The 20,523-nt window shown below is 73.3% G+C and carries 19 protein-coding genes; 13 read left to right on the plus strand and 6 right to left on the minus strand.

Translation table 11 applies throughout. The annotated features are described in order from the left end of the window. The first annotated feature begins 87 nt into the window (after positions 1-87). The 3 genes from IE265_RS23010 to IE265_RS23020 all read left to right on the plus strand — a co-directional run bounded on the left by IE265_RS23010 (position 88) and on the right by IE265_RS23020 (position 2,923). Positions 88-1,338 (plus strand): alpha/beta fold hydrolase, encoded by a 1,251-nt coding sequence (locus IE265_RS23010; protein ID WP_190037533.1) that lies wholly within the window; start codon positions 88-90, stop codon positions 1,336-1,338. Then, the gene (gene tsaE / locus IE265_RS23015; RefSeq protein ID WP_190037534.1) at positions 1,307-1,837 is read left to right on the plus strand and encodes a tRNA (adenosine(37)-N6)-threonylcarbamoyltransferase complex ATPase subunit type 1 TsaE; all 531 of its coding nucleotides are present in this window, start codon (positions 1,307-1,309) and stop codon (positions 1,835-1,837) included. Before IE265_RS23010 ends, tsaE begins: the two co-directional genes overlap by 32 nt. Positions 1,838-2,758: 921 nt before the next feature. Then, entirely contained in the window at positions 2,759-2,923 is a 165-nt protein-coding gene (locus IE265_RS23020; protein ID WP_190037535.1) for a hypothetical protein, read from the plus strand. Positions 2,924-2,938: 15 nt separating this feature from the next. Here IE265_RS23020 and IE265_RS23025 read toward each other — a convergent pair whose 3' ends face one another. Then, positions 2,939-3,493 carry a hypothetical protein gene (locus IE265_RS23025; protein ID WP_190037536.1) on the minus strand — a complete coding sequence of 185 codons (555 nt, stop codon included), beginning with the start codon at positions 3,491-3,493 and terminating at the stop codon, positions 2,939-2,941. Positions 3,494-3,603: 110 nt separating this feature from the next. Here IE265_RS23025 and tsaB point away from each other — a divergent pair, with 110 nt between their 5' ends. The 4 genes from tsaB to IE265_RS23045 are packed head-to-tail and all read left to right on the plus strand — an operon-like array spanning position 3,604 to position 6,125. Then, positions 3,604-4,254 carry a tRNA (adenosine(37)-N6)-threonylcarbamoyltransferase complex dimerization subunit type 1 TsaB gene (gene tsaB / locus IE265_RS23030; protein WP_190037537.1) on the plus strand — a complete coding sequence of 217 codons (651 nt, stop codon included), beginning with the start codon at positions 3,604-3,606 and terminating at the stop codon, positions 4,252-4,254. 20 nt (positions 4,255-4,274) lie between these two features. Further along, a complete protein-coding gene (gene rimI, locus IE265_RS23035) occupies positions 4,275-4,748 on the plus strand; it encodes a ribosomal protein S18-alanine N-acetyltransferase (protein WP_190037588.1) in 474 nt (157 codons plus the stop codon). Then, positions 4,741-5,856 (plus strand): tRNA (adenosine(37)-N6)-threonylcarbamoyltransferase complex transferase subunit TsaD, encoded by a 1,116-nt coding sequence (gene tsaD, locus IE265_RS23040; RefSeq protein ID WP_190037538.1) that lies wholly within the window; start codon positions 4,741-4,743, stop codon positions 5,854-5,856. The genes rimI and tsaD overlap by 8 nt, the downstream gene beginning before the upstream one ends. Continuing rightward, positions 5,853-6,125 carry a hypothetical protein gene (locus tag IE265_RS23045; protein ID WP_190037539.1) on the plus strand — a complete coding sequence of 91 codons (273 nt, stop codon included), beginning with the start codon at positions 5,853-5,855 and terminating at the stop codon, positions 6,123-6,125. Before tsaD ends, IE265_RS23045 begins: the two co-directional genes overlap by 4 nt. Before the next feature lie 106 nt (positions 6,126-6,231). Here the strand turns inward: IE265_RS23045 and IE265_RS23050 are convergent, their stop codons facing one another. The 4 genes from IE265_RS23050 to IE265_RS23065 are packed head-to-tail and all read right to left on the minus strand — an operon-like array spanning position 6,232 to position 11,767. Further along, positions 6,232-8,535, minus strand: coding sequence for a beta-xylosidase/alpha-l-arabinosidase (locus IE265_RS23050; protein ID WP_190037540.1), 2,304 nt, complete (start codon positions 8,533-8,535; stop codon positions 6,232-6,234). A gap of 49 nt (positions 8,536-8,584) precedes the next feature. Next, positions 8,585-9,487: a carbohydrate ABC transporter permease gene (locus IE265_RS23055; protein ID WP_190037541.1), complete on the minus strand. Its 903-nt coding sequence runs from the start codon at positions 9,485-9,487 to the stop codon at positions 8,585-8,587. 4 nt (positions 9,488-9,491) lie between these two features. Continuing rightward, positions 9,492-10,403, minus strand: coding sequence for a carbohydrate ABC transporter permease (locus IE265_RS23060; RefSeq protein WP_190037542.1), 912 nt, complete (start codon positions 10,401-10,403; stop codon positions 9,492-9,494). After that, positions 10,400-11,767 (minus strand): ABC transporter substrate-binding protein, encoded by a 1,368-nt coding sequence (locus IE265_RS23065; RefSeq protein ID WP_190037543.1) that lies wholly within the window; start codon positions 11,765-11,767, stop codon positions 10,400-10,402. The genes IE265_RS23060 and IE265_RS23065 overlap by 4 nt, the downstream gene beginning before the upstream one ends. 224 nt (positions 11,768-11,991) lie before the next feature. Between IE265_RS23065 and IE265_RS23070 the strand changes: the two genes are divergently transcribed. The 5 genes from IE265_RS23070 (at position 11,992) to IE265_RS23090 (ending at position 17,543) form a co-directional block, all read left to right on the plus strand. After that, a complete protein-coding gene (locus tag IE265_RS23070) occupies positions 11,992-13,053 on the plus strand; it encodes a LacI family DNA-binding transcriptional regulator (RefSeq protein ID WP_190037544.1) in 1,062 nt (353 codons plus the stop codon). A 239-nt stretch (positions 13,054-13,292) separates the two neighbouring features. Then, positions 13,293-14,306 (plus strand): LCP family protein, encoded by a 1,014-nt coding sequence (locus IE265_RS23075; protein WP_190037589.1) that lies wholly within the window; start codon positions 13,293-13,295, stop codon positions 14,304-14,306. 194 nt (positions 14,307-14,500) lie between these two features. After that, a complete protein-coding gene (locus tag IE265_RS23080) occupies positions 14,501-14,857 on the plus strand; it encodes a YciI family protein (protein ID WP_190037545.1) in 357 nt (118 codons plus the stop codon). 166 nt (positions 14,858-15,023) lie between these two features. After that, positions 15,024-16,253: an RNA polymerase sigma factor gene (locus IE265_RS23085; protein WP_190037590.1), complete on the plus strand. Its 1,230-nt coding sequence runs from the start codon at positions 15,024-15,026 to the stop codon at positions 16,251-16,253. 108 nt (positions 16,254-16,361) lie between these two features. Beyond that, the gene (locus IE265_RS23090) at positions 16,362-17,543 is read left to right on the plus strand and encodes a dipeptidase (protein WP_190037546.1); all 1,182 of its coding nucleotides are present in this window, start codon (positions 16,362-16,364) and stop codon (positions 17,541-17,543) included. 161 nt (positions 17,544-17,704) lie between these two features. Here the strand turns inward: IE265_RS23090 and IE265_RS23095 are convergent, their stop codons facing one another. After that, positions 17,705-19,048, minus strand: coding sequence for a UDP-glucose dehydrogenase family protein (locus tag IE265_RS23095; RefSeq protein ID WP_190037547.1), 1,344 nt, complete (start codon positions 19,046-19,048; stop codon positions 17,705-17,707). Positions 19,049-19,248: 200 nt separating this feature from the next. On the opposite strand from IE265_RS23095, the gene IE265_RS23100 reads away from it, so the two are divergent. Next, positions 19,249-20,406 (plus strand): acyl-CoA dehydrogenase family protein, encoded by a 1,158-nt coding sequence (locus IE265_RS23100; RefSeq protein ID WP_190037548.1) that lies wholly within the window; start codon positions 19,249-19,251, stop codon positions 20,404-20,406. Positions 20,407-20,523 lie beyond the last annotated feature (117 nt).

Consider the following 20,523-nt stretch of genomic DNA (forward strand, 5'->3'; position numbering starts at 1 on the left):
CGAAGGGACACGGGAGCAGCACCTGCACCACACCGAGCACCGGACGCAGCCGGCACGACGCGGCACAACGGGGAAGAGGAGCGGTACGTGAGCGAGAGCAGCGCGGAGGCCGCCGCGGACGTGGTCACGGCCGCCGTCGCGGCCGTCTCCGCGGCGGGCGGCGCCGGGAACTGGCGCAAGGCCGGAATCGCGGGCGCCGCGATAGGCGTGGTCGCGGCGGGCGCGGCCGCGGGCGTCGCGATCGAGCGGCTCACGGTCGGCCGCGGCATGCGCCGCAAGGCCCGCCTGGCCCTCGACTCGACCGGCCCGTACGGGGCGCTGCGCGGCATGCCGGGCAAGGCCCGCGCGGACGACGGCACCGAGCTGTACTACGAGGCCGACGAGGTGGAGCCCGACTCCGCGCTGGCCCCGCGCCGGCGCAGGCTCTTCGGCCGCAAGGCGCCCGCGCCCGTCACGGTCGTCTTCAGCCACGGCTACTGCCTGAGCCAGGACTCCTGGCACTTCCAGCGGGCCGCGCTGCGGGGAGTCGTCCGGACCGTCCACTGGGACCAGCGCAGCCACGGCCGCTCCGCACGCGGGGTGGCTCAGCTCGAGGACGACATGCCGGTCACCATCGACCAGCTCGGCCGCGACCTGAAGGCCGTCATCGACGAGGCCGCGCCCGAGGGCCCGCTGGTGCTGGTGGGCCACTCGATGGGCGGCATGACGATGATGGCCCTGGCCGACCAGTACCCCGACCTGATCCGCGAGCGCGTCGTCGGCGTCGCCCTCGTGGGCACCTCGTCGGGCAACCTCGGCGAGGTCAACTTCGGGCTGCCCGTCGCGGGTGTCAACGCGGTGCGGCGGGTGCTGCCCGGCGTGCTGAAGGCGCTGGGGCAGCGGGCCGAACTGGTGGAGCGGGGCCGACGGGCCACCGCGGACCTGTTCACGGGGATCATCAAGCGGTACTCGTTCGCGACCCGTGACGTCGACCCGGCGGTCGCGCGGTTCGCGGAACGGCTCATCGAGGCCACCCCGATCGACGTGGTCGCGGAGTTCTACCCGGCGTTCACCGACCACGACAAGACCGAGGCGCTCGCCCGCTTCGCCGATCTGCCCGTCCTCGTGCTGGCCGGGGTCAAGGACCTGGTCACCCCGAGCGAGCACAGCGAGGCCATCGCCGATCTGCTGCCGGACGCCGAGCTGGTGCTCGTGCCGGACGCGGGGCACCTGGTGATGCTGGAGCACCCGGAGGTCGTGATAGACCGCCTCGCCGACCTCCTGACGCGCGTGGGCGCGGTTCCCGCAGGAGCTACCGTGGGTGGCTATGGAAGCACCAGCAGCGCACAACCCGGCTGAGCCCGTGTCCGGGTCCGTGACCACCGGGATCACCGTCGATTCGCCGGATCTGATGAAGGAGCTGGGGCGCCGCCTCGCGAAGCTGCTGCGGGCCGGCGACCTCGTGATGCTCACCGGTGAACTCGGCGCGGGCAAGACGACGCTGACCCGCGGGCTCGGCGAGGGGCTCGGCGTGCGGGGAGCGGTCACCTCCCCGACCTTCGTCATCGCCCGCGTCCACCCCCCGCTCGGCGACGGTCCGCCGCTCGTCCACGTCGACGCGTACCGGCTGGGCGGCGGGCTGGACGAGATGGAGGACCTCGACCTCGACGTCTCGCTCGCCGACTCGGTGATCGTCGTCGAGTGGGGCGAGGGCAAGGTCGAGGAGCTGACCGACGACCGGCTGCACGTCCTCATCCACCGGGCCGTCGGCGACACGGCCGACGAGGTGCGGCACCTCACGGTGACCGGCGTCGGCGCGCGCTGGGCGTCGGCGGACCTGAGCGTGCTCTCCGCCTGACGGTCGAACACGGTACGGCCCGGACTCGGCGCGGGGCCCCAGTCGGCACCCGCGCACCGGGGCCCGCCCAGGCGCCGCGCCTCGGCCGCCCGCCCCGTCCCGCGCGCCCCGTCCCGCGCCCGCCCCGTCCCGGGCGCGGCCTGCGGTCAGGCCGTGTCTGCCCCGCCCGGGTCGCGCGTGTTTCGCCCGGGCCCGCGAACCGTCTCCGGGGGCGCCCGGCTTCGGGCGCGGTCCAGCGGTGGCAGCCCTCGCCCGTCTCCCAGGCAGGCCCGACCGTCCGGCCTCACAGGCTTCCTGCTCCGGTACGGCCGGCCGTGTCTGCCCAGTCCGGGCCGAGCGAACCGTCTCCCGCCGCGCGCGGCCCCGGGCGCGGTCCAGCGGTGTCAGCCCGCCCGTCTCCCAGGCAGGCCCGCCCGTCTCCCGCGCAGGCTTCCCGCGCCGACGCGCCGACCCGTGCTTCCGGCAGTGCCGGGCCCCGTGCCGCCCCGCGCCGCCACCCGCGCGCGGCCCGGGCTCCGCGCCGCCGCTGCGTCGGTCCAGGGCGTTGCCCCGAGGTCCGGCCGTGTCATCCCCGCCCGGGCCCCGCGTGCTTCGTCCGGGGTCCCGCGGACCGCTGTCCCGCCGCGCCCCGCCTCGGGCGCGGGCCCCGCGATGGCCGCCTCGCCCGCCCCGCGCGGGCCCACCCGTCCGCCGCGCAGGTGTCCGCACGGGGCGCCCCGCGACGTGGGGGCCCGGCGGCGCGTGCCCCGTGCACGGTGGCCCCCGCAGTCGCCGCCCGCCGGGCCTTCGTATGTTCGACCTAACGTTCCGACAAGACGTCGGCAAGATGTTGCGTCGGGCGGGTTCGCCGTGTTCACATGGACGGAGGAGTTGGTTAGGTCTACCTAACCATGTCAGCTCCCGGAGCCCCAGGAGGCCGCCATGACGACTTCGGAACGTGATGCGAGCGGGCGCCCCGCCCCCGCGGAGCCGGTCCGGGTGTCGATGCGCGAGCTCCTGGCGGCCGGCGCCGCCGCCCGCGCGGTCTCCACGCCGCCGCGCCCGCCGGCCCCGCCCGCGCAGGAGGAGGGCCGCAGGGCCGCGTGACCGCCGCCCCGGCCGCTACCTGATCACGACGACCTTGGTGCCGATCGTCGCGAAGCCCCACAGGGCGTCGCCGTCCGCACGCGTCGAGCGGATGCCGCCGACCTTCTGCGAGGGGTCCGGGTCCGAGACCGAGCCGTCGACGGCCGCGCTGAAGCCGATCACGATGTCGTCCACGTTCGCGAAGCGCACCACGTGCTCGACGTCCACCCCGTCCGAACCGGTGATCGAGCCGGAGCGCGAGCTGACGACGTAAGCGGCGGGCACCGGGTCCACCGTGCCGGGGGTGACGCGGAACGTCCGCTGCACCCGGTCGCCCTTGCCGACCAGCCACACGCGGTCGTCGTCCACCGAGTAGACGACCCGCGGGCCCTTGCCCGAGCGGGCGGGCAGCGCCGTCGGGTGCCTCCGGTCGCGCGGGGACTTCGTCGAGGACGTGGAGCCGGAGTCCGCGTGCACCCCGGAACCGATGCCGCCGGGCGCGTGGGCCGACGCCTGGTAGGCGAAGAAAGCGATCACGGCCAGAGCCGCCGCGGTGAGCCCGGCCACCGTTCCCGAGCTGCTCCGTGCCACCTTGGGTGCCCACCTCTCCTACGGCATTTGTCCTTGCTGTGACGGTAGCAGCAGGTCTGCGTCGGATTGAGTCGGCCGTGCTCCGGGCCCGGGCGCCGTAGGCTGTTCGCGTGCTCTTGCTCGCTCTGGATACCGCCACGCCCGCCGTCACCGTCGCCCTGCACGACGGGACGTCCGTCATCGCCGCCTCCAGTCAGGTCGACGCGCGCCGGCACGGGGAGCTGCTCCTGCCGGCCGTCGACCGGGTGCTCGCCGAGGCCTCGCTGCGCCTCGACGCGGTCACCGGCATCGTCGTCGGCGTGGGCCCCGGCCCGTACACCGGGCTGCGGGTCGGACTGATGACCGCCGACACGTTCGGGCTCGCCCTGGGCGTGCCCGTGCACGGACTGTGCACGCTGGACGGCCTCGCGTACGCCGCCGACGTCGCCGAGGGACCCTTCCTCGTGGCGACCGACGCCCGGCGCAAGGAGGTCTACTGGGCGCGGTACGCCGACTCCCGCACCCGGGTGTCGGAACCCGCGGTGGACCGCCCGGCCGACGTCGACGTGGGCGGCCTGCCCGTGGTGGGGGCGGGCGCCCTGCTCTATCCGGACAGCTTCCCCGACGCCCGCGGTCCCGAGTACGTCCAGGCGTCCGCACTGGCCTCGCTGGCGGCCGAACGGCTCGCGGCGGGCGAGGAGTTGGAGGCCGCGCGGCCCCTGTACCTGCGCCGCCCCGACGCCCAGGTCCCCAAGAACTACAAGGTGGTCACCCCGAAGTGACGACCGCGGTGCTGCGTGAGATGCGCTGGTGGGACATCGAGCCCGTCCTGGAGCTGGAGAAGGACCTCTTCCCCGAGGACGCCTGGTCGCGGGGGATGTTCTGGTCGGACCTGGCCCACGCGCGGGGAGCCGACGCGACCCGCCGCTACGTCGTGGCGGAGGACGCCGGACGGATCGTCGGTTACGGGGGCCTGGCCGCCGCCGGGGACTCCGGTGACGTGCAGACCATCGCGGTGGCACGCGAGCAGTGGGGCACCGGCCTCGGCGCGCTGATCCTGACCGAGCTGCTGCGGGCCGCGACCGCCTTCGAGTGCGTCGAGGTGCTCCTGGAGTGCCGCGTCGACAACGTCCGCGCCCAGAAGCTGTACGAGCGCTTCGGGTTCGAGCCGATCGGCTTCCGGCGCGGCTACTACCAGCCGGGGAACGTGGACGCCCTGGTCATGCGACTGAACGACCCTTCGACCTCTGTACAAGGAACCGGGATCAATGGCTGACGAACCGCTCGTCCTCGGCATCGAGACCTCCTGCGACGAGACCGGCGTCGGCATCGTCCGCGGCACCACCCTGCTCGCGGACGCGATCGCGTCCAGCGTCGACGAGCACGCCCGTTTCGGCGGTGTCGTGCCCGAGGTGGCGTCCCGCGCGCACCTGGAGGCGATGGTCCCCACCATCGAGCGGGCACTCGCGGAAGCCGGTGTGAGCGCCAAGGACCTCGACGGGATCGCGGTCACGGCGGGGCCCGGCCTCGCGGGCGCGCTGCTGGTCGGGGTGTCGGCCGCGAAGACGTACGCGTACGCCCTCGGCAAGCCCCTCTACGGCGTCAACCACCTGGCGTCCCACATCTGCGTGGACCAGCTGGAGCACGGCCCGCTGCCCGAGCCGACCATGGCCCTGCTCGTCTCCGGCGGCCACTCCTCGCTGCTGCTGTCCTCGGACATCACCAGTGACGTACGGCCGATGGGCGCGACGATCGACGACGCGGCGGGCGAGGCCTTCGACAAGATCGCGCGGGTCCTGAACCTGGGCTTCCCGGGCGGGCCGGTCATCGACCGGTACGCCAGGGAGGGCGACCCGGGGGCGATCTCCTTCCCGCGCGGGCTCACCGGGCCGCGCGACCCGGCGTACGACTTCTCCTTCTCGGGGCTCAAGACGGCCGTCGCGCGCTGGATCGAGGCCCGCCGGGCGGCCGGCGAGGACGTGCCGGTGCGCGACGTGGCCGCGTCCTTCCAGGAGGCCGTGGTCGACGTGCTGACGCGCAAGGCCGTACGGGCCTGCCGGGACGAGGGCGTGGACCACCTCATGATCGGGGGCGGGGTGGCGGCCAACTCGCGGCTGCGGGCGCTCGCCCAGGAGCGCTGCGAGGCTGCGGGCATCCGCCTGCGTGTCCCGAGGCCCAAGCTGTGCACGGACAACGGGGCGATGGTCGCCGCGCTCGGCGCCGAGATGGTCGCCAGGGGCCGGGCCGCCTCGGACTGGGACCTGTCGGCGGACTCCTCCCTCCCGGTGACCGACACCCATGTGCCGGGACGTTCGCACACGCACGACCACACGCACGACCACGACCACGTGCACGAGGTCGCGAAGGACAACCTCTACTCATGACCGTCGCGTTGATGTGGGAGGCCCGCGCCGCCGAGGGGCGCGGGGACGCACTGCTCGCGTGGGTGCGGGAGCGGCACCTCCCGGCGCGGCCCCTGCGCCGGGAGGTACTGCGGGCCCCGGGCGACCGGGTGCTCGTCATCACGTGGTGGGATGCCGCGTACGACGCCGAGCTGCCCGAACTTCCGGAGCCGTCCGGGGAGTTGGTGACCCGGGCGGTGCACCGGTGGCGGTTCGAGTCCGTGGAGGCCCAGGAGTCCCCGGGCCGGTGAGCCCGGGGTCCGGTGGGCGGCGGCCCCGCGGACCGTCACGCCCCCGCAGGGCGGCCGGTGGTTCCCGGCGCGCCCGGGAGCGTCCCGTCCGGCCCGGAGGACCCGTTCACGCCTGCGCCTCCGTGACCTCGCAGCGCAGCCGCCGGTCGGGCCCCGGATGCCGTTCCGGGCCCGTGAGGGTCACGTGCGCCGTGTGGACCGTGTCGGCGCTGGAGCGCCCCAGGCGCAGTTCCAGGGCGCCCGGCTCCACGATCCGCACACCCGCCCGGTCCGTGAAGGCCGACAGGTCGGGGTGGAAGTGGAAGGTGACCCGGCGGGCCTCGCCGGGGGCCAGCTCCAGCCGGCGGTAGCCGATCAGGCGCACGTCCGGGCGGGTCACCCGGGCCACCGGGTCGTGGAGGTAGAGCTGCACCACCTCCGCGCCCTCACGGGCGCCCGTGTTGCGGACCGTGACCGACACGTCGTACGTGTCGTCCGTGCCGATCACGGACGCCGGGGGTCCGGCGGCCTCCCAGGCGAACTCCGTGTAGCCGAGGCCGTGGCCGAAGGCGTGCAGCGGGGTCGGGTCGAGGTTGCTGACCGTGCCCGCCAGGCCCAGCGGGGGCTGGAGGTACGTCCACGGCTGGCCCCCGGGGGAGCGCGGGACGCTCACGGGCAGCCGGCCCGAGGGGTTGACGCGGCCCGACAGCACGCCCGCCACCGCCGGGCCGCCCTCCTCCCCCGGGAAGAACGCCTGGACGCCGGCGGCCAGCCTGCCCTCCCAGCGGCCGAGCGCGTACGGACGGCCGGTGAGCAGGACCAGGACGACGGGCGTCCCCGTGGCGGTCAGCGCGTCCAGCAGTTCGGCCTGCGCACCGGGCAGCCGCAGGTCCGCCGCGTCGCAGCCCTCGCCCGAGGTGCCCCGCCCGAACAGGCCCGCCCGGTCGCCGAGCACGACCACGCAGACGTCGGCCTCGGCGGCCCGCTCGACGGCCTCCTCGAAGCCCGAGGTGTCCGGGTTCGTGGTGTCGCAGCCCTCCGCGAAGGTGATCTTGGCGTCGGGGAGTTCCGCGCGCAGCGACTCCAGCAGGGTGGGGATCTCGATGCCCACGGGTGTGCCGGGGTGGTGCGTGCCCACGTGGGACGGGAACGAGTAGCAGCCCAGCATGGCCAGGGCGTCGGCGGCCCGCGGGCCCACCACGGCGATCCGGGTGTCCCGGGCCAGCGGCAGCAGGCCGTCCGGGTTGGAGAGCAGGACGACGGACTCCTCGGCCGTCCGGCGCGCGAGGACGCGGTTGTGCGCGGAGTCCAGGTCGACGGGTCCGGCGGGCTCGGGCGTCCAGTCCTCGTCCAGCAGGCCCAGCTCGCACTTCTGGCGCAGCACGCGGGCGGCCGCGCGGTCCACCAGGGACTCGGGCACCTCGCCCGCGCGCACCGCCTCCACCAGCGGGTCGCCGTAGCACCGGACGGTCGGCAGTTCGACGTCGACGCCCGCCGCCAGTGCCGCGTGCGCGGCCCCGGCCGTGCTGCCCGCGACCTTGTGCAGCGTCTGGAGGAAGCCGACGCCGAAGTAGTCGGCGACCACCGTGCCGGTGAACCCCCACTGCTCCCGCAGGAGTTCGGTGAGCAGATACGGGTCCGCGGAGGCCGGGACGCCGTCGGTGTCCGTGTACGCGGCCATCACCGAGCGCGCGCCGCCCTCGCGCAGCGCGAACTCGAACGGCGGCAGCGTGACGTCGGCCAGCTCCCGTACGCCCGCCCGCACGGGGGCGAGGTTGCGGGCGCCCGCGGAGGCCGCGTATCCGGCGAAGTGCTTGAGCGTGGCCACGACTCCGGCGGACTCCAGGCCGCGGACGTAGGCCGCGCCGATCGTGCCGACGAGGTAGGGGTCCTCGCCGATGGTCTCCTCGACCCGGCCCCAGCGCGGATCCCGTACGACGTCCAGGACCGGGGCCAGGCCCTGGTGGACGCCGACGGAGGCGAGGTCCCGGCCGATGCGGCCGGCCATCTCCTCGATCAGGGCGGGGTCGAAGGTGGCGCCCCAGGCCAGCGGGACCGGGTACGCGGTGGCGCCCCAGGCGGTGAAGCCCGCCAAACACTCCTCGTGGGCGATCGCCGGGATGCCGAAACGGCCCGCCCCGCAGATCCTGCGCTGGGCCCGGGCGAGGGCCTGCGCGCCCAGCACCGGGTCCACGGGGGCCGTGCCGAAGGAGCGGGTGAGCTGGCCGAGGCCGTGGGTGATCAGCTCGTCCCAGTCGTAGTCCGCGGTCATCTCGTGCTGGTGCGGGGCGACCCCGTCGCCGTCCGTGGCGGCGCCCACCCAGACGCCGTAGAGCTGGGCGGTCTTCTCCTCCAGGGTCATCCGGGCGAGCAGGTCGTCGACCCGTGCCTCGGCGGGCAGCGCGGCATCACGCCAGGGGGCGGTGGTCATGAAACTCCTGTCAGAGTCGGTGCGGTGTCGGCGGCGGTCGTCCCCGCGGTCACTTGCCGCCCACCCCCATGAGGCCGCCGACGAGCGCGCGGCGGGCCACGAGGTAGACGGCGAAGATGGGAATGCCGGAGAGGACGACCGAGGCGAGCAGGGCCGGGATGTTCACGCCGAACTGGCTGACGTAGTTGAAGAGTCCGAGGGTCAGCACGCGCGGGCCGTCGGACTGGGTGAAGATCAGCGGGAAGAGGAAGCCGTTCCAGGCCTGGAGCGCCGAATACACGACGACGGTGCTGATGCCGCCCTTGGCCATCGGGACGGCGAGCTGGAACAGCATCCGCTGCGGCGACGCGCCGTCCAGCGCCATCGCCTCGTACAGCTCCTCGGAGACGTCCCGCAGGGTGCCCACGAGGACGAGGACCGAGACCGGCATCGCGAAGGCGGCCGTCGGCAGGATGACGGCCGGCAGGCTGTCGTACAGGCCGAGTTCCGCGATCAGCAGGTACAGGGGTACGACGACGGCCTGGGCCGGGATCGCGACGCCCAGCAGGAAGAGCCGGAACGCCATGCCCGACCAGCGGTCGCGGGTGCGGACTGCCACGTACGCGAGCGGCACGGACAGGCCGAGGACGATGGCCACGACCGCCGCGGCCACGATCGCCGTGTTGACGAGCAGATGGCCGAAGCCGCTGTGCAGGACCGTGTTGTAGTTGTCGAGCGTGGGACTGGTGGGCGGTGACAGCGGGTTGCCGGTGAGCGCCTTGTCCTGGCCGGTGAGCGAGGCCGACAGCATCGCGTAGACCGGCACCAGCACCACCGCGAGCCACACCACGGAGCCGAGGCCCGCGAGCGGGTTGGCGCGCTTCGTCCAGTGCCGCCTGCGCCGGGCGGGCCGCGGCGGCCGCGGGGTGGGCTCCCCGGTGGTCGCGGGACGCGGCAACGTATCGTGTGACACTCCGTCACATCCCTTCGCGGGTACTGCGCATGCCGCCGAAGCCGGTCAGCCGCACGAGGATCAGGGACAGCCCCGTGGCGGTCACCACCAGGAAGGTCGCGATGGCGCTCGCGTAGCCGAAGTCGTAGCTCTTGAAGCCCGCCTCGTACATCAGGTACGGCAGGATCGCGGTGTCGGTGCCCGGGCCGCCCTTGGTGAGGATGAGCACGGTCTCGAAGTACGTGAGCGAGCCGACGACCATCAGCACGGTCGAGGTGGTGATGGTGTGCCGGAGCTGCGGGAGCGTGATCGAGAGGAACTGGCGGTGGCGGCCGGCGCCGTCGATCGCCGCCGCCTGGTAGAGCACCTCGGGTATCTGGCGGGCCCCGCCCTGGTAGATCAGGGTGTGGAAGGGGATGAACTGCCAGCCGCCGACGAAGACGATCGCGAGGAACGCGCCGTTCGACGACCCCAGGATGTTCTCCTGGATGATTCCGAAGTTCGGGTCGAGCAGGGCGTAGAAGAGCAGAGCGACGGCCGTCGAGGACAGCAGCAGCGGGATGAAGAAGATCGCCGACAGGACGGCCCGGTTGCGCTGCCGGCCCGCCGCCCAGACGCCGAGCAGCAGCGCCACGACCGTCTGGAAGACCCAGCTCGCGGCGGTCAGCAGCACGGTCAGCCACAGGGACTGGACCATGCGCTCGTCGGCCAGCAGCTTCCGCCAGTTGTCGAGGCCGACCGGCCGCGGGTCGCCGAGGCCGTCCCAGCTCGTGAAGGACAGGTACAGGGCCAGGCCCATCGGGACCACGGCGAAGAAGGCGAAGAACAGGACGCCGGGCAGTGCCCAGGCCGCGTGCGGGCGGCCGGCCGCGGAGCCGGCGGCCCGACGGGCCCCCGGCTCCGCGGTCCGGTCCTTCGCCGGCGCGGGTGCGCTCACTTCAGCTCCTTGAGCGCGGCCACGAACTCGGCGGGGGAGGACTTCCCGACGAACAGCTTGTTGATCTCGGTGAGCATCGGGGTCGCCACGTCCGCTCCCAGCGCCTGGTCCCAGGAGAGCGTGAAGGCGGGCGCCTTCTCGACCATCTCGTACTGGAACCTGGCGAACTCCGGGTTGGGCGAGGCGTCCAGCAGCTTCGCGGCGTTGGAGGTCGTCGGGATGTCGCCGTTGGCCACCAGCGCCTTCGCGTACGTCTCCGACGCGCAGTCCTTGAGGAACGCGATCGCCGCGTCCTTGTTCTTCGTGCGGGCGTTCACGGACCAGTAGTTGGTGGGGTTGCCGACGACGTTGCGGATGTCGCCCGTGCCGCCCTCGACGGTCGGGAAGGCGCACCAGCCCAGGTTGTTCTTCGCGAAGGAGGGGAACTTGCCGAGCTGCGTCGAGTACTCCCACGAGCCCATCAGGTGCATCGCCGCCTTGCCCTTGGCGAAGACCGCGGGAGCGCCGCCGTTGACGTACGACACCGAGCTGAACTTCGAGCCGAAGGCGCCGTCGTCGACGAGTTCCCTGACCGTCTCGGCGGCCTTGAGGACGGCGGGATCGCCCCAGCCGGACGCGTCGCCGCCCTGGATCCTCGCGAACACCTGGGGTCCGCCGACGCGGTCCACGAGGTACTCCAGCCACATCAGCTCGGTCCAGGTGTCGGCGCCGCCGAGCGCGAACGGGGTGATCTTCGCGGCCTTCAACGTGGCGTTGACGTCCTGCAGTTCGGCCCAGGTGGTGGGTGGCCGGAGCTTGTGCTCGGCGAAGACCGACTTGTTGTAGAAGAGGATCACGGGCTGCATGCCGCGCATCGGTATGCCGTACCTGCGGTCGCCGAGCCCGCCCGCCGCGAGCACCGCGGGCAGGAAGCCGTCCTTCAGGACCGGGTCGCCCTCGATCGTGTCGGTCAGGTCGACGAGCTGCTTCGCCTCCTGGTAGGCCTTGATGGAGCCGCCGCCCCAGTTGAAGAAGATGTCCGGGGCGCTCGGGGAGCCCATCGCCGTACGGAGCTTGGCCGAGTAGTCCGAGCCGGGGACCTTCTCCAGCTTCACCCTGCCGTCCGCGGACTTGGCCGCGGCGGACGAGTTGAACCGCTCGACCGCCGCCTGCTGGACCTTCACCGCGTCGTCGCCGTAGACGAAGGCGGTGAGCGTGCCTCCGCCGCCCCCGCCGGGACCGTCGTCGGAGCCGCAGGCGGTCAGCCCGGTGCCGAGCAGGGCACCCGCACCGGCGCCGAGCACCCAGCGCCTGCTGAACGTCCGTCCCTCCGGGCTCCCGCTCGTGGGCCGCCCGCCGTTGGACCGCCCGCTGATCGACTCCATGACAGCACCTCTTTTTCTGAGCCCGCGCACCGCCGGGCGCGCGGCCCGTGCCGGGGCGCCGGCGTGCCGGGGCCGGGGCCCGGGCAGGCTCGCGCTGCCGGCACAGGCGCGCCTCTGCGGCTCGCTTGCATCGCGAATGTTTCGGGTTGTACTTCGAATGTTCCGGGAACGTATGGCTGACGCAAGGCTTCGTCAAGAGGTTGCGCAGGGATACGATCGCGTTCATGACTCGCCCGAATCCCGCTGTAGCCCAGTCAGCGACGCTGGCCGAGATCGCCCGCGAGGCGGGAGTCTCGGCTCCGACTGTTTCGAAGGTGCTCAACGGCCGTGCCGATGTGGCCCCCTCGACCCGGACGCGGGTCGAGGAACTGCTGCGCCACCACGGCTACCGGCGCCGCCGTGCCGAGGCGTCCCGGTCGCCGCTGATCGACCTGGTCTTCCACGAGTTGGAGAGCGCCTGGGCGATGGAGGTCATCAGGGGTGTGGAGAACGTGGCGCGGGACGAGGGGCTGAGCGTCGTCCTCTCGGAGAGCGCGGGCCGGCTCACCCCGGGCCGCACCTGGGCCGACCAGGTCGCCGCGCGCCGGCCGCACGGTGTCGTGCTCGTGCTGAACGGGCTGGACGAGTCCCAGCGCGCCCTGCTCACCAGCCGCTCCATCCCCTTCGTCGTCGTCGACCCGGCGGGCGACCCCGGCGACGACGTGCCCTCCGTGGGTGCGACCAACTGGCAGGGCGGCCTCGCCGCGACCCGGCATCTCACGGACCTCGGGCACCGCCGCATCGGTGTGATCAGCGGGCCCTCGCGGATGATGTGCAGCCGGGCCCGGCTCGACGGTTACCGGGCGGCCCTCGACACGGCCGGGCTGCCGGTCGACCCCGCCCTCATCCGCGACGGGGACTTCCACCACGAGAGCGGCTACCGGGCCGGCCTCGACCTGCTGAAGCTGCCCGACCGCCCGACCGCCGTCTTCGCGGGCAACGACCTCCAGGCCCTCGGCCTGTACGAGGCCGCCCGCGAGCTGGGGCTGCGCGTCCCCGAGGACCTGAGCATCGTCGGCTTCGACGACCTGCCGGTGGCCCGCTGGGTCGGCCCGCCGCTGACCACCGTGCGCCAGCCGCTCACGGAGATGGCCGAGGCCGCCGCCCGCCTGGTCCTCGACCTCGGCCGCGGGGAGCGTCCGTCCGCCGCGACCCGGCTGGAGCTGTCGACGAGCCTGGTGGTCCGGAGCAGTACCGCCGCGCCGTCCGGGGAGGGCCGGGCCGCCCGCTTCGGAGCGGGCTCCTGAGCTGCGGGCGAGCCCGGAGCGGGCCGTTCGCGGGCGGTGCTTCGAAACTTTCGAAGCCCCTTCGGCGTCCGCCCGCCGTCTGAGAAAGCTCAACGAAACCTGAGATTTTCCGAAGGAAAGCCGGAAAGTGGTTTCTCCTTGTAATAATTCGGACTTACGTTCTCAACGTGAGCGCAGAAGACGAGTACGGCGAGGGTGCCGCGGGACGCGGCGACGGGCAACGGCCGGGCCGGTCAAGGCTGTTGAGGGCCGTGGGAATCGGACTCGGCTGTGTCCTGGTCCTCTCCGCGGCCGGGGCGGGATGGGCCTACTGGCATCTGAACCACAACATCAAGAGCGTCGACATCGACCACGCGCTCGGCGACGACCGTCCGGCGAAGGCCTCGACGGCACCCTCCCCGACGGGCGGACCCGCCGACGGCGTCCCCTCCGCTTCCCCTCCGCCGAGCGGCGCGCTCAACATCCTGGTGCTCGGCTCGGACTCGCGCGGCGGCGAGCGGAACAAGGGACTCGGCGGCGGCAGCAGCACGGGAGCCCGCTCCGACACCGCGATGGTCGTCCACCTCGACGAGGGCCGAACCCGCGCGACCGTCGTCAGCATCCCGCGCGACACACTCGTCACCCGCCCGTCCTGCCCGCTGCCCTCCGGAGGTTCGACGGCGGTCGCGCACGGCGCCATGTTCAACAGCGCGTACGCGGTCGGCGGCCCCGCCTGCGCGGTCAAGACCGTGGAGTCCATGACGGACGTCCGCATGGACCACTACATCGAGATCGACTTCGCCGGGTTCGCGGACCTGGTGGACGCCCTCGGCGGCGTCACCGTCACGACGGACCAGGACATCTCCGACGACGACAGCCACCTCCACCTGAAGGCGGGCACCCACCACCTGGACGGCACGAAGGCCCTGGCGCTGGCCCGCACCCGGCACGGCATAGGCGACCGGAGCGACCTCGGCCGCATCGGCCTCCAGCAGGACCTCGTGAAGGCGCTCCTCGACCAGGTCTCCTCCACCAGCCTCCTCTCCAGCCCCACCCGCCTCTACAAGGTCGCCGACGCCGTCACCGGCAGCCTCACCACGGACACGGGCCTCGACTCGCTCCCGAAGCTGGTGGAACTCGGCCGCAGCCTCGACGCCCTGTCGTCCGCCGGCACCGAGACGGTGATGATGCCCGTGGTCCCCGCCCCCTCCGACCACAACCGTGTGGTGGCGGACGAGCCGGAGGCAGGCGAGCTGTGGCGGTCGCTGAGGTGAACCGGGCGGACACGCCCCGGGGGCCGTCGGGTCGGCGGGACCTCCGGGCGTCCGGCCGGCCCGCGGGAACGCCCGCGGCGGGGCATCCTCGAAAGAATTCCCCGGAGCGTGTCGATCCAGCCGCCCCCCGATCGACGCAGGGGTGAGAGGCGGGGAACGACCCCGCCCCCGTACCGAGGAACCCTGGAGTCACCATGCCCCGCTACCTGTCGATGATCCGGATCGACGAGCAGAACGCGCCCGCCGAGGGGCCGAGCCCCGCACTCATGGAGCGCATGGGGGAGCTGATCGAGGAGATGACGAAGGCGGGCGTGCTGCTGGACACCGCGGGCCTCACGCCGACCGCGCAGGGCACCCGGGTGCGCTGGGAGGGCGGTGAACTCACCGTCACCGACGGGCCGTTCACCGAGGCCAAGGAGGTCGTCGGAGGGTACGCGCTGCTCCAGGCCAAGGACACCGCCGAGGCGGTCGAGTGGACCAGGCGCTTCCTCCAGGTCCACGAGGCGCACTGGACGGTGACCTGCGAACTCCGGGAAATCGCCGAAGGCTGAGCCTTGGCCGTACGGCCCGGTGGGTGTCTGATGGTGGGGCGTGAGAGCCGAGCCGACAGACACCCCGGGCCGCGCCGAGCAGGCCGAGCCGCAGGACACCCCCGCCCGCACCGGGCGGGCCGGACCGCGGGACACCCCCGCCCGCGCCATCGAGACCGTCTTCCGCATGGAGGCGCCCCGCATCATCGCCGCCGTGGCCCGCGTCGTGAAGGACGTCGGCATCGCGGAGGAACTGGCCCAGGACGCGCTGGTCGCCGCACTGGAGCAGTGGCCACGGGACGGAGTGCCCGACAACCCCGGGGCATGGCTCACGGCCACCGCGAAGCACCGGGCCGTCGACCTCGTACGGCGCAGGGAGCGCTACGCGCGCAAGCTCGCCGAGATGGGACGGGATCTGGAGACCGCGGCGCCCCAGGGGCCGCCGGACGAACCCGCCGAACCCGACGACATCGACGACGACCTGCTGCGGCTCGTCTTCACGGCCTGCCACCCCGTGCTGTCCGCGGAGGCCAGGGTCGCCCTCACCCTGCGCCTGCTCGGCGGACTCACCACCGCCGAGATCGCCCGCGCCTGCCTCGTCCCCGAGGCCACCGCCGCGCAGCGGATCGTGCGCGCCAAGCGGACGCTGGCCGCCAAGGGCGTCGCCTTCGAGGTGCCCTACGGACCCGACCGCGAGGCACGGCTCGGCTCCGTGCTGGAGGTCATCTACCTGATCTTCAACGAGGGGTACGCGGCGACCGCGGGCGACGACTGGCTGCGCCCCGCGCTCTGCGAGGACGCGCTGCGGCTCGCGCGGGTCCTGGCCGAGCTGATGCCCCAGGAGGCCGAGGTGCACGGCCTGGCCGCGCTGCTGGAACTCCAGGCGTCGCGCTCGGCCGCCAGGACCGGCCCCTCCGGGGAACCCGTCCTGCTCGGGGACCAGAACCGGTCCCGCTGGAACAGGCTCCTGATCCGACGCGGCTACGCGGCCCTCGCCCGCGCCGAGGCCGTGTCCACGGGCGGCCCCGGACCGTACGTCCTGCAGGCCGCGATCGCCGCGTGCCACGCGCACGCCCACACCTACGAGGAGACGGACTGGACGCGGATCGCCACCCTGTACGGGCTGCTCGCCGCGCGCACCCCGTCCCCCGTCGTCGAACTGAACCGCGCGGTCGCCGTGTCGATGGCCGAGGGCCCCGGCCCGGCACTCGCCCTCGTCGACGCGCTCGCCGCCGAACCCGCCCTGCGCGGCTACCACTTGCTGCCCAGCGTGCGCGGGGACCTGCTGGCCCGCCTCGGGCGCGCCGCCGAGGCGCGCGAGGAGTTCGAGCGGGCCGCCTCGCTCACCCGCAACGAGCGGGAACGGGAACTGCTGTCGGCGCGCGCGGCCCGGTGCGCGGACCCGGCGCCGGAGTGAGCGGGGGCGTCCGGGGCGGTCCCCCGAACGCGCCACCCACCGAGACCCCGTCCTCCTGCCGTGCCACGGTGGTTGCACCCGTCGCCGCCGAGGACCCGGAGCCCCGCCATGGCCGAACTGCAGGACGAACTGCACGCCACCGCCGAGGTCGGCGAACTGGACCCTCCGGCCGCCGTGCGGGACGCCGGACCGGAGAGCCTCGCCGTGCTGGAGCCCCTCGCCGCCCCCGACCCTCCGGGCGCGGGCGCGGAACCCGCCGGCGCGCCCGCCGACGCCGCCGGCGGCGACCCCCTGGCCCGTGCCCACGCCCTGCTGGCCGCCCACCCCGTCGCCGACGGGTACAGCGGCCTGCCCTGGGTCCTGCGGCACCTGCCCTGGTACGACCTGGAGCTCGGCGAGAGCACGATCGACACCGACGTGCCGAGGCTGCGGGAGGGGCACGTCGGCGCGCTGTTCTGGTCGCTGCACCTGCCCGAGGGCCTCGCCGGCGAACGCGCCGTCGGGGCCACCCTGGAGCAGCTCGACCTCGTGAGGACCGTGGTTGAGGCGCATCCCGAGGGGCTGCGGATGGCCCACGGCGCCGCCCAGGCCACGGACGCCACGAACTGCGGACGGGTCGCCGTGCTGCTCGGTCCGGCCGGTGCCACCGCCCTGGACGACTCGCTGGGCATCCTGCGCGCCCTGCACACCCTCGGGCTGCGCGTCGTCACCCTCTCCGGCACCTCCTGGGCGGGCGAGAACGGGCTGACCCGGTTCGGCGAGGAGGTCGTGCGCGAGATGAACCGCCTCGGCGTACTCGCGGACCTGTCGGGTGCCTCCGACGCGACCGTCCGCCGGGCCGTCGCCATCTCCAAGGCCCCGGTCCTGTGCACCCGTTCGGCGGCCCGCGCCCTGCGCCCGCACCCCTCGAACCTGCCGGACGACCTGCTCGTCGCGCTCGGCGCCGCCAAGGGCCTGTGCCTGGTGCCGCTGACCGCCGAGCAGACCGGTCCCTCGGTCCGCGACGTCGCGGACCACCTCGACCATGTGCGCGCGCTCGCCGGCCCGGAGTGCGTCGGCCTGTCGGGAACGTACGACTCGGGGGCCGCGCATCCGCAGGACCTGCCCGACGCCTCCGGCTATCCGCGGCTCGTGGCCGAACTCATCGGCCGCGGCTGGTCCGAGGCGGACCTGGCCCTGCTCACCTGGGGGAACGTCCAACGGGTGCTGCGCAGCGCGGACTTCACGGCCCGCGCCGCACGGAACCGCCGCGAGCCGTCCACGGCGAGGATCGCCGACCTCGACGGCTAGGCGACGCCGACCGCCCGGCGGACCGGCCGGAGCACAGGCGGAACGGACGCCCCGCCGGGTCCGCGTACACCCGCCGGTTCGGCGCGCGTCCCGCGCTTCGGGCGGAGGGCCGGAAGGTGACGGAAGGTGTCGGAAGGGGGCCGGTCGGGCGGCTGTGCCGGTCAGGCGGCCGGGCGGCCCATCGCGCGGTACGTCCAGCCGGCCGCGCGCCACACGGCGGGGTCGAGCGCGTTGCGGCCGTCCAGCACGATCCGGTCGGTCGCGACCTCGCCGAGGGAGGCCGGGTCCAGCTCCCGGAACTCGCGCCACTCGGTCAGGTGCAGCACGGCATGGGCGCCGCGTACGGCCTCGACCGCGGTCTCCGCGTACCCCAGGGTCGGGAAGAGCCGGCGCGCGTTGTGCATGCCCTTGGGGTCGTAGACCGTGACCTGTCCGCCCTGGAGGTGGATCTGCCCGGCCACATTCAGCGCGGGGGAGTCGCGGACGTCGTCCGAGTCGGGCTTGAACGTCGCGCCGAGCACCGCGATCCGCTTCCCGAGGAACGAGCCCCCGCCCAGCGCCTCACGCGTCATCTCCACCATCTGGCCGCGCCGCCGCATGTTGATGGAGTCGATCTCGCGCAGGAACGTGAGCGCCTGGTCGGCGCCCAGCTCCCCCGCCCGCGCCATGAACGCGCGGATGTCCTTGGGCAGGCAGCCGCCGCCGAAGCCGATGCCCGCGCGCAGGAACTTCTTCCCGATCCGGTCGTCGTACCCGATCGCCTCGGCGAGCTTCACGACGTCGCCGCCCGCGGCCTCGCAGACCTCGGCCATGGCGTTGATGAAGGAGATCTTGGTCGCCAGGAAGGAGTTCGCGGCGGTCTTCACCAGTTCGGCGGTCGGGAAGTCCGTCACCACGAACGGCGAGCCGTCGGACACCGGCGTCGCGTAGACCTCGCGCAGCAGCTTCTCGGCGCGCTCGCTGCGCACGCCGACGACGATGCGGTCCGGGTGCAGGGTGTCCTGGACGGCGAAGCCCTCGCGCAGGAACTCGGGGTTCCAGGCCAGCTCGACCTCCTCGCCCGCGGGAGCGAGTTCCGTGAGCGTGCGGGCCAGCCGGTCGGCCGAGCCGACGGGCACGGTGGACTTGCCGACCACCAGCGCCGGAGCCGTCAGGTGCGGGGCGAGCGAGGCGAAGGCGGAGTCCACGTAGGACATGTCGCACGCGTACTCGCCGTGCTTCTGCGGGGTGTTCACGCAGACGAAGTGGACGTCCCCGAAGGCCGCCGCCTCCGCGAAGTCCATGGTGAACCGCAGCCGCCCGCTGGACCCCTCGATGCCGGCCACGTGCTTGCGCAGCAGCTCCTCGAGGCCGGGCTCGTACATCGGGACCTCGCCCCGCTGGAGCATCTCGATCTTCTCGGGGACCACGTCCAGGCCCAGCACCTCGAAGCCGAGTTCGGCCATGGCCGCGGCGTGCGTGGCGCCGAGATAGCCGGTGCCGATCACGGTGATCTTGAGGGCCATGGATGCTCCAGTGGATGCCTGTAGGGGTGCGGCGGCAGTGCGCTGACCGAGCATAGTCCGGGCTTGTTCGAGCGTTTCACCGGGCAGAATTCCCCCTGTCGCCAAGCTCACGTATCACTCACGGGGGCAGACCCCTAAAATTTGGGTTACTTAACGGTAATTAGCGTCAGCAGCACAGTGTCTTTGGAGCGTGAGAGACCTTGGCCGGATCGGCTGATTTCGACCTGTACCGCCCGTCCGAGGAGCACGACATGCTCCGGGACGCGATCCGCTCGCTGGCCGAGGCGAAGATCTTGCCGTACGCCGCCGCCGTGGACGAGGAAGCCCGTTTCCCCCAGGAGGCCCTGGACGCCCTGGTCGCCGCGGACCTGCACGCGGTGCACGTCCCCGAGTCGTACGGCGGCACCGGTGCCGACGCGCTCGCGACGGTCATCGTGATCGAGGAGGTGGCACGCGTCTGCGCGTCCTCGTCCCTGATCCCCGCGGTGAACAAGCTCGGCTCGCTGCCGGTCATCCTCTCGGGCTCCGAGGAGCTGAAGAAGAAGTACATGACGCCGCTGGCCAAGGGCGACGGCATGTTCTCGTACTGCCTCTCCGAGCCGGACGCGGGCTCGGACGCGGCCGGCATGAAGACGAGGGCCGTCCGCGACGGGGACTCCTACGTCCTGAACGGCGTGAAGCGCTGGATCACCAACGCGGGCGTCTCCGAGTACTACACGGTCATGGCGGTCACCGACCCGACGAAGCGCTCCAAGGGCATCAGCGCGTTCGTCGTCGAGAAGTCGGACGAGGGCGTGTCCTTCGGCGCCCCGGAGAAGAAGCTCGGCATCAAGGGCAGCCCGACGCGCGAGGTCTACCTCGACAACGTGCGCATCCCGGCCGACCGCATGATCGGCGAGGAGGGCACCGGCTTCGCCACGGCGATGAAGACGCTGGACCACACCCGCGTCACGATCGCCGCGCAGGCGCTGGGCATCGCGCAGGGCGCCCTCGACTACGCCAAGGGCTATGTCCAGGAGCGCAAGCAGTTCGGCAAGCCGATCGCCGACTTCCAGGGCATCCAGTTCATGCTCGCCGACATGGCGATGAAGATCGAGGCCGCCCGCCAGCTGACGTACGCGGCGGCCGCCAAGTCGGAGCGGGGCGACAAGGACCTCACCTTCCAGGGCGCGGCCGCCAAGTGCTTCGCCTCGGACGTCGCCATGGAGGTCACCACGGACGCCGTCCAGCTCCTCGGCGGCTACGGCTACACCCGCGACTACCCGGTCGAGCGCATGATGCGCGACGCGAAGATCACGCAGATCTACGAGGGCACGAACCAGGTCCAGCGGATCGTGATGGCGCGGAACCTGCCGTAGCCCGGCATCCCGCGCGCGGGCCGCCCGGCGCCCCTTCCGGGGCGGGACGACCGCTTCGGGGTGTGACACGACGAAAGCCCCCGGCTCGCAGCCGGGGGCTTTGCGCTGTCCTCGTCC

The sequence above is a fragment of the Streptomyces fructofermentans genome (assembly GCF_014651055.1).
In the GTDB taxonomy this organism is placed as follows: domain Bacteria; phylum Actinomycetota; class Actinomycetes; order Streptomycetales; family Streptomycetaceae; genus Streptomyces; species Streptomyces fructofermentans.

What these genes read in the sequence shown, in the direction of transcription:
- tsaE (WP_190037534.1), top strand. Translation starts at nt 1,307, where the DNA reads ATGGAAGCACCAGCAGCGCACAACCCGGCTGAGCCCGTGTCCGGGTCC.
- IE265_RS23020 (WP_190037535.1), top strand. Translation starts at nt 2,759, where the DNA reads ATGACGACTTCGGAACGTGATGCGAGCGGGCGCCCCGCCCCCGCGGAG.
- rimI (WP_190037588.1), top strand. Translation starts at nt 4,275, where the DNA reads ATGCGCTGGTGGGACATCGAGCCCGTCCTGGAGCTGGAGAAGGACCTC.
- tsaD (WP_190037538.1), top strand. Translation starts at nt 4,741, where the DNA reads ATGGCTGACGAACCGCTCGTCCTCGGCATCGAGACCTCCTGCGACGAG.
- IE265_RS23045 (WP_190037539.1), top strand. Translation starts at nt 5,853, where the DNA reads ATGACCGTCGCGTTGATGTGGGAGGCCCGCGCCGCCGAGGGGCGCGGG.
- IE265_RS23050 (WP_190037540.1), bottom strand. Translation starts at nt 8,535, where the DNA reads ATGACCACCGCCCCCTGGCGTGATGCCGCGCTGCCCGCCGAGGCACGG.
- IE265_RS23065 (WP_190037543.1), bottom strand. Translation starts at nt 11,767, where the DNA reads ATGGAGTCGATCAGCGGGCGGTCCAACGGCGGGCGGCCCACGAGCGGG.
- IE265_RS23070 (WP_190037544.1), top strand. Translation starts at nt 11,992, where the DNA reads ATGACTCGCCCGAATCCCGCTGTAGCCCAGTCAGCGACGCTGGCCGAG.
- IE265_RS23080 (WP_190037545.1), top strand. Translation starts at nt 14,501, where the DNA reads ATGCCCCGCTACCTGTCGATGATCCGGATCGACGAGCAGAACGCGCCC.
- IE265_RS23085 (WP_190037590.1), top strand. Translation starts at nt 15,024, where the DNA reads ATGGAGGCGCCCCGCATCATCGCCGCCGTGGCCCGCGTCGTGAAGGAC.
- IE265_RS23090 (WP_190037546.1), top strand. Translation starts at nt 16,362, where the DNA reads ATGGCCGAACTGCAGGACGAACTGCACGCCACCGCCGAGGTCGGCGAA.
- IE265_RS23095 (WP_190037547.1), bottom strand. Translation starts at nt 19,048, where the DNA reads ATGGCCCTCAAGATCACCGTGATCGGCACCGGCTATCTCGGCGCCACG.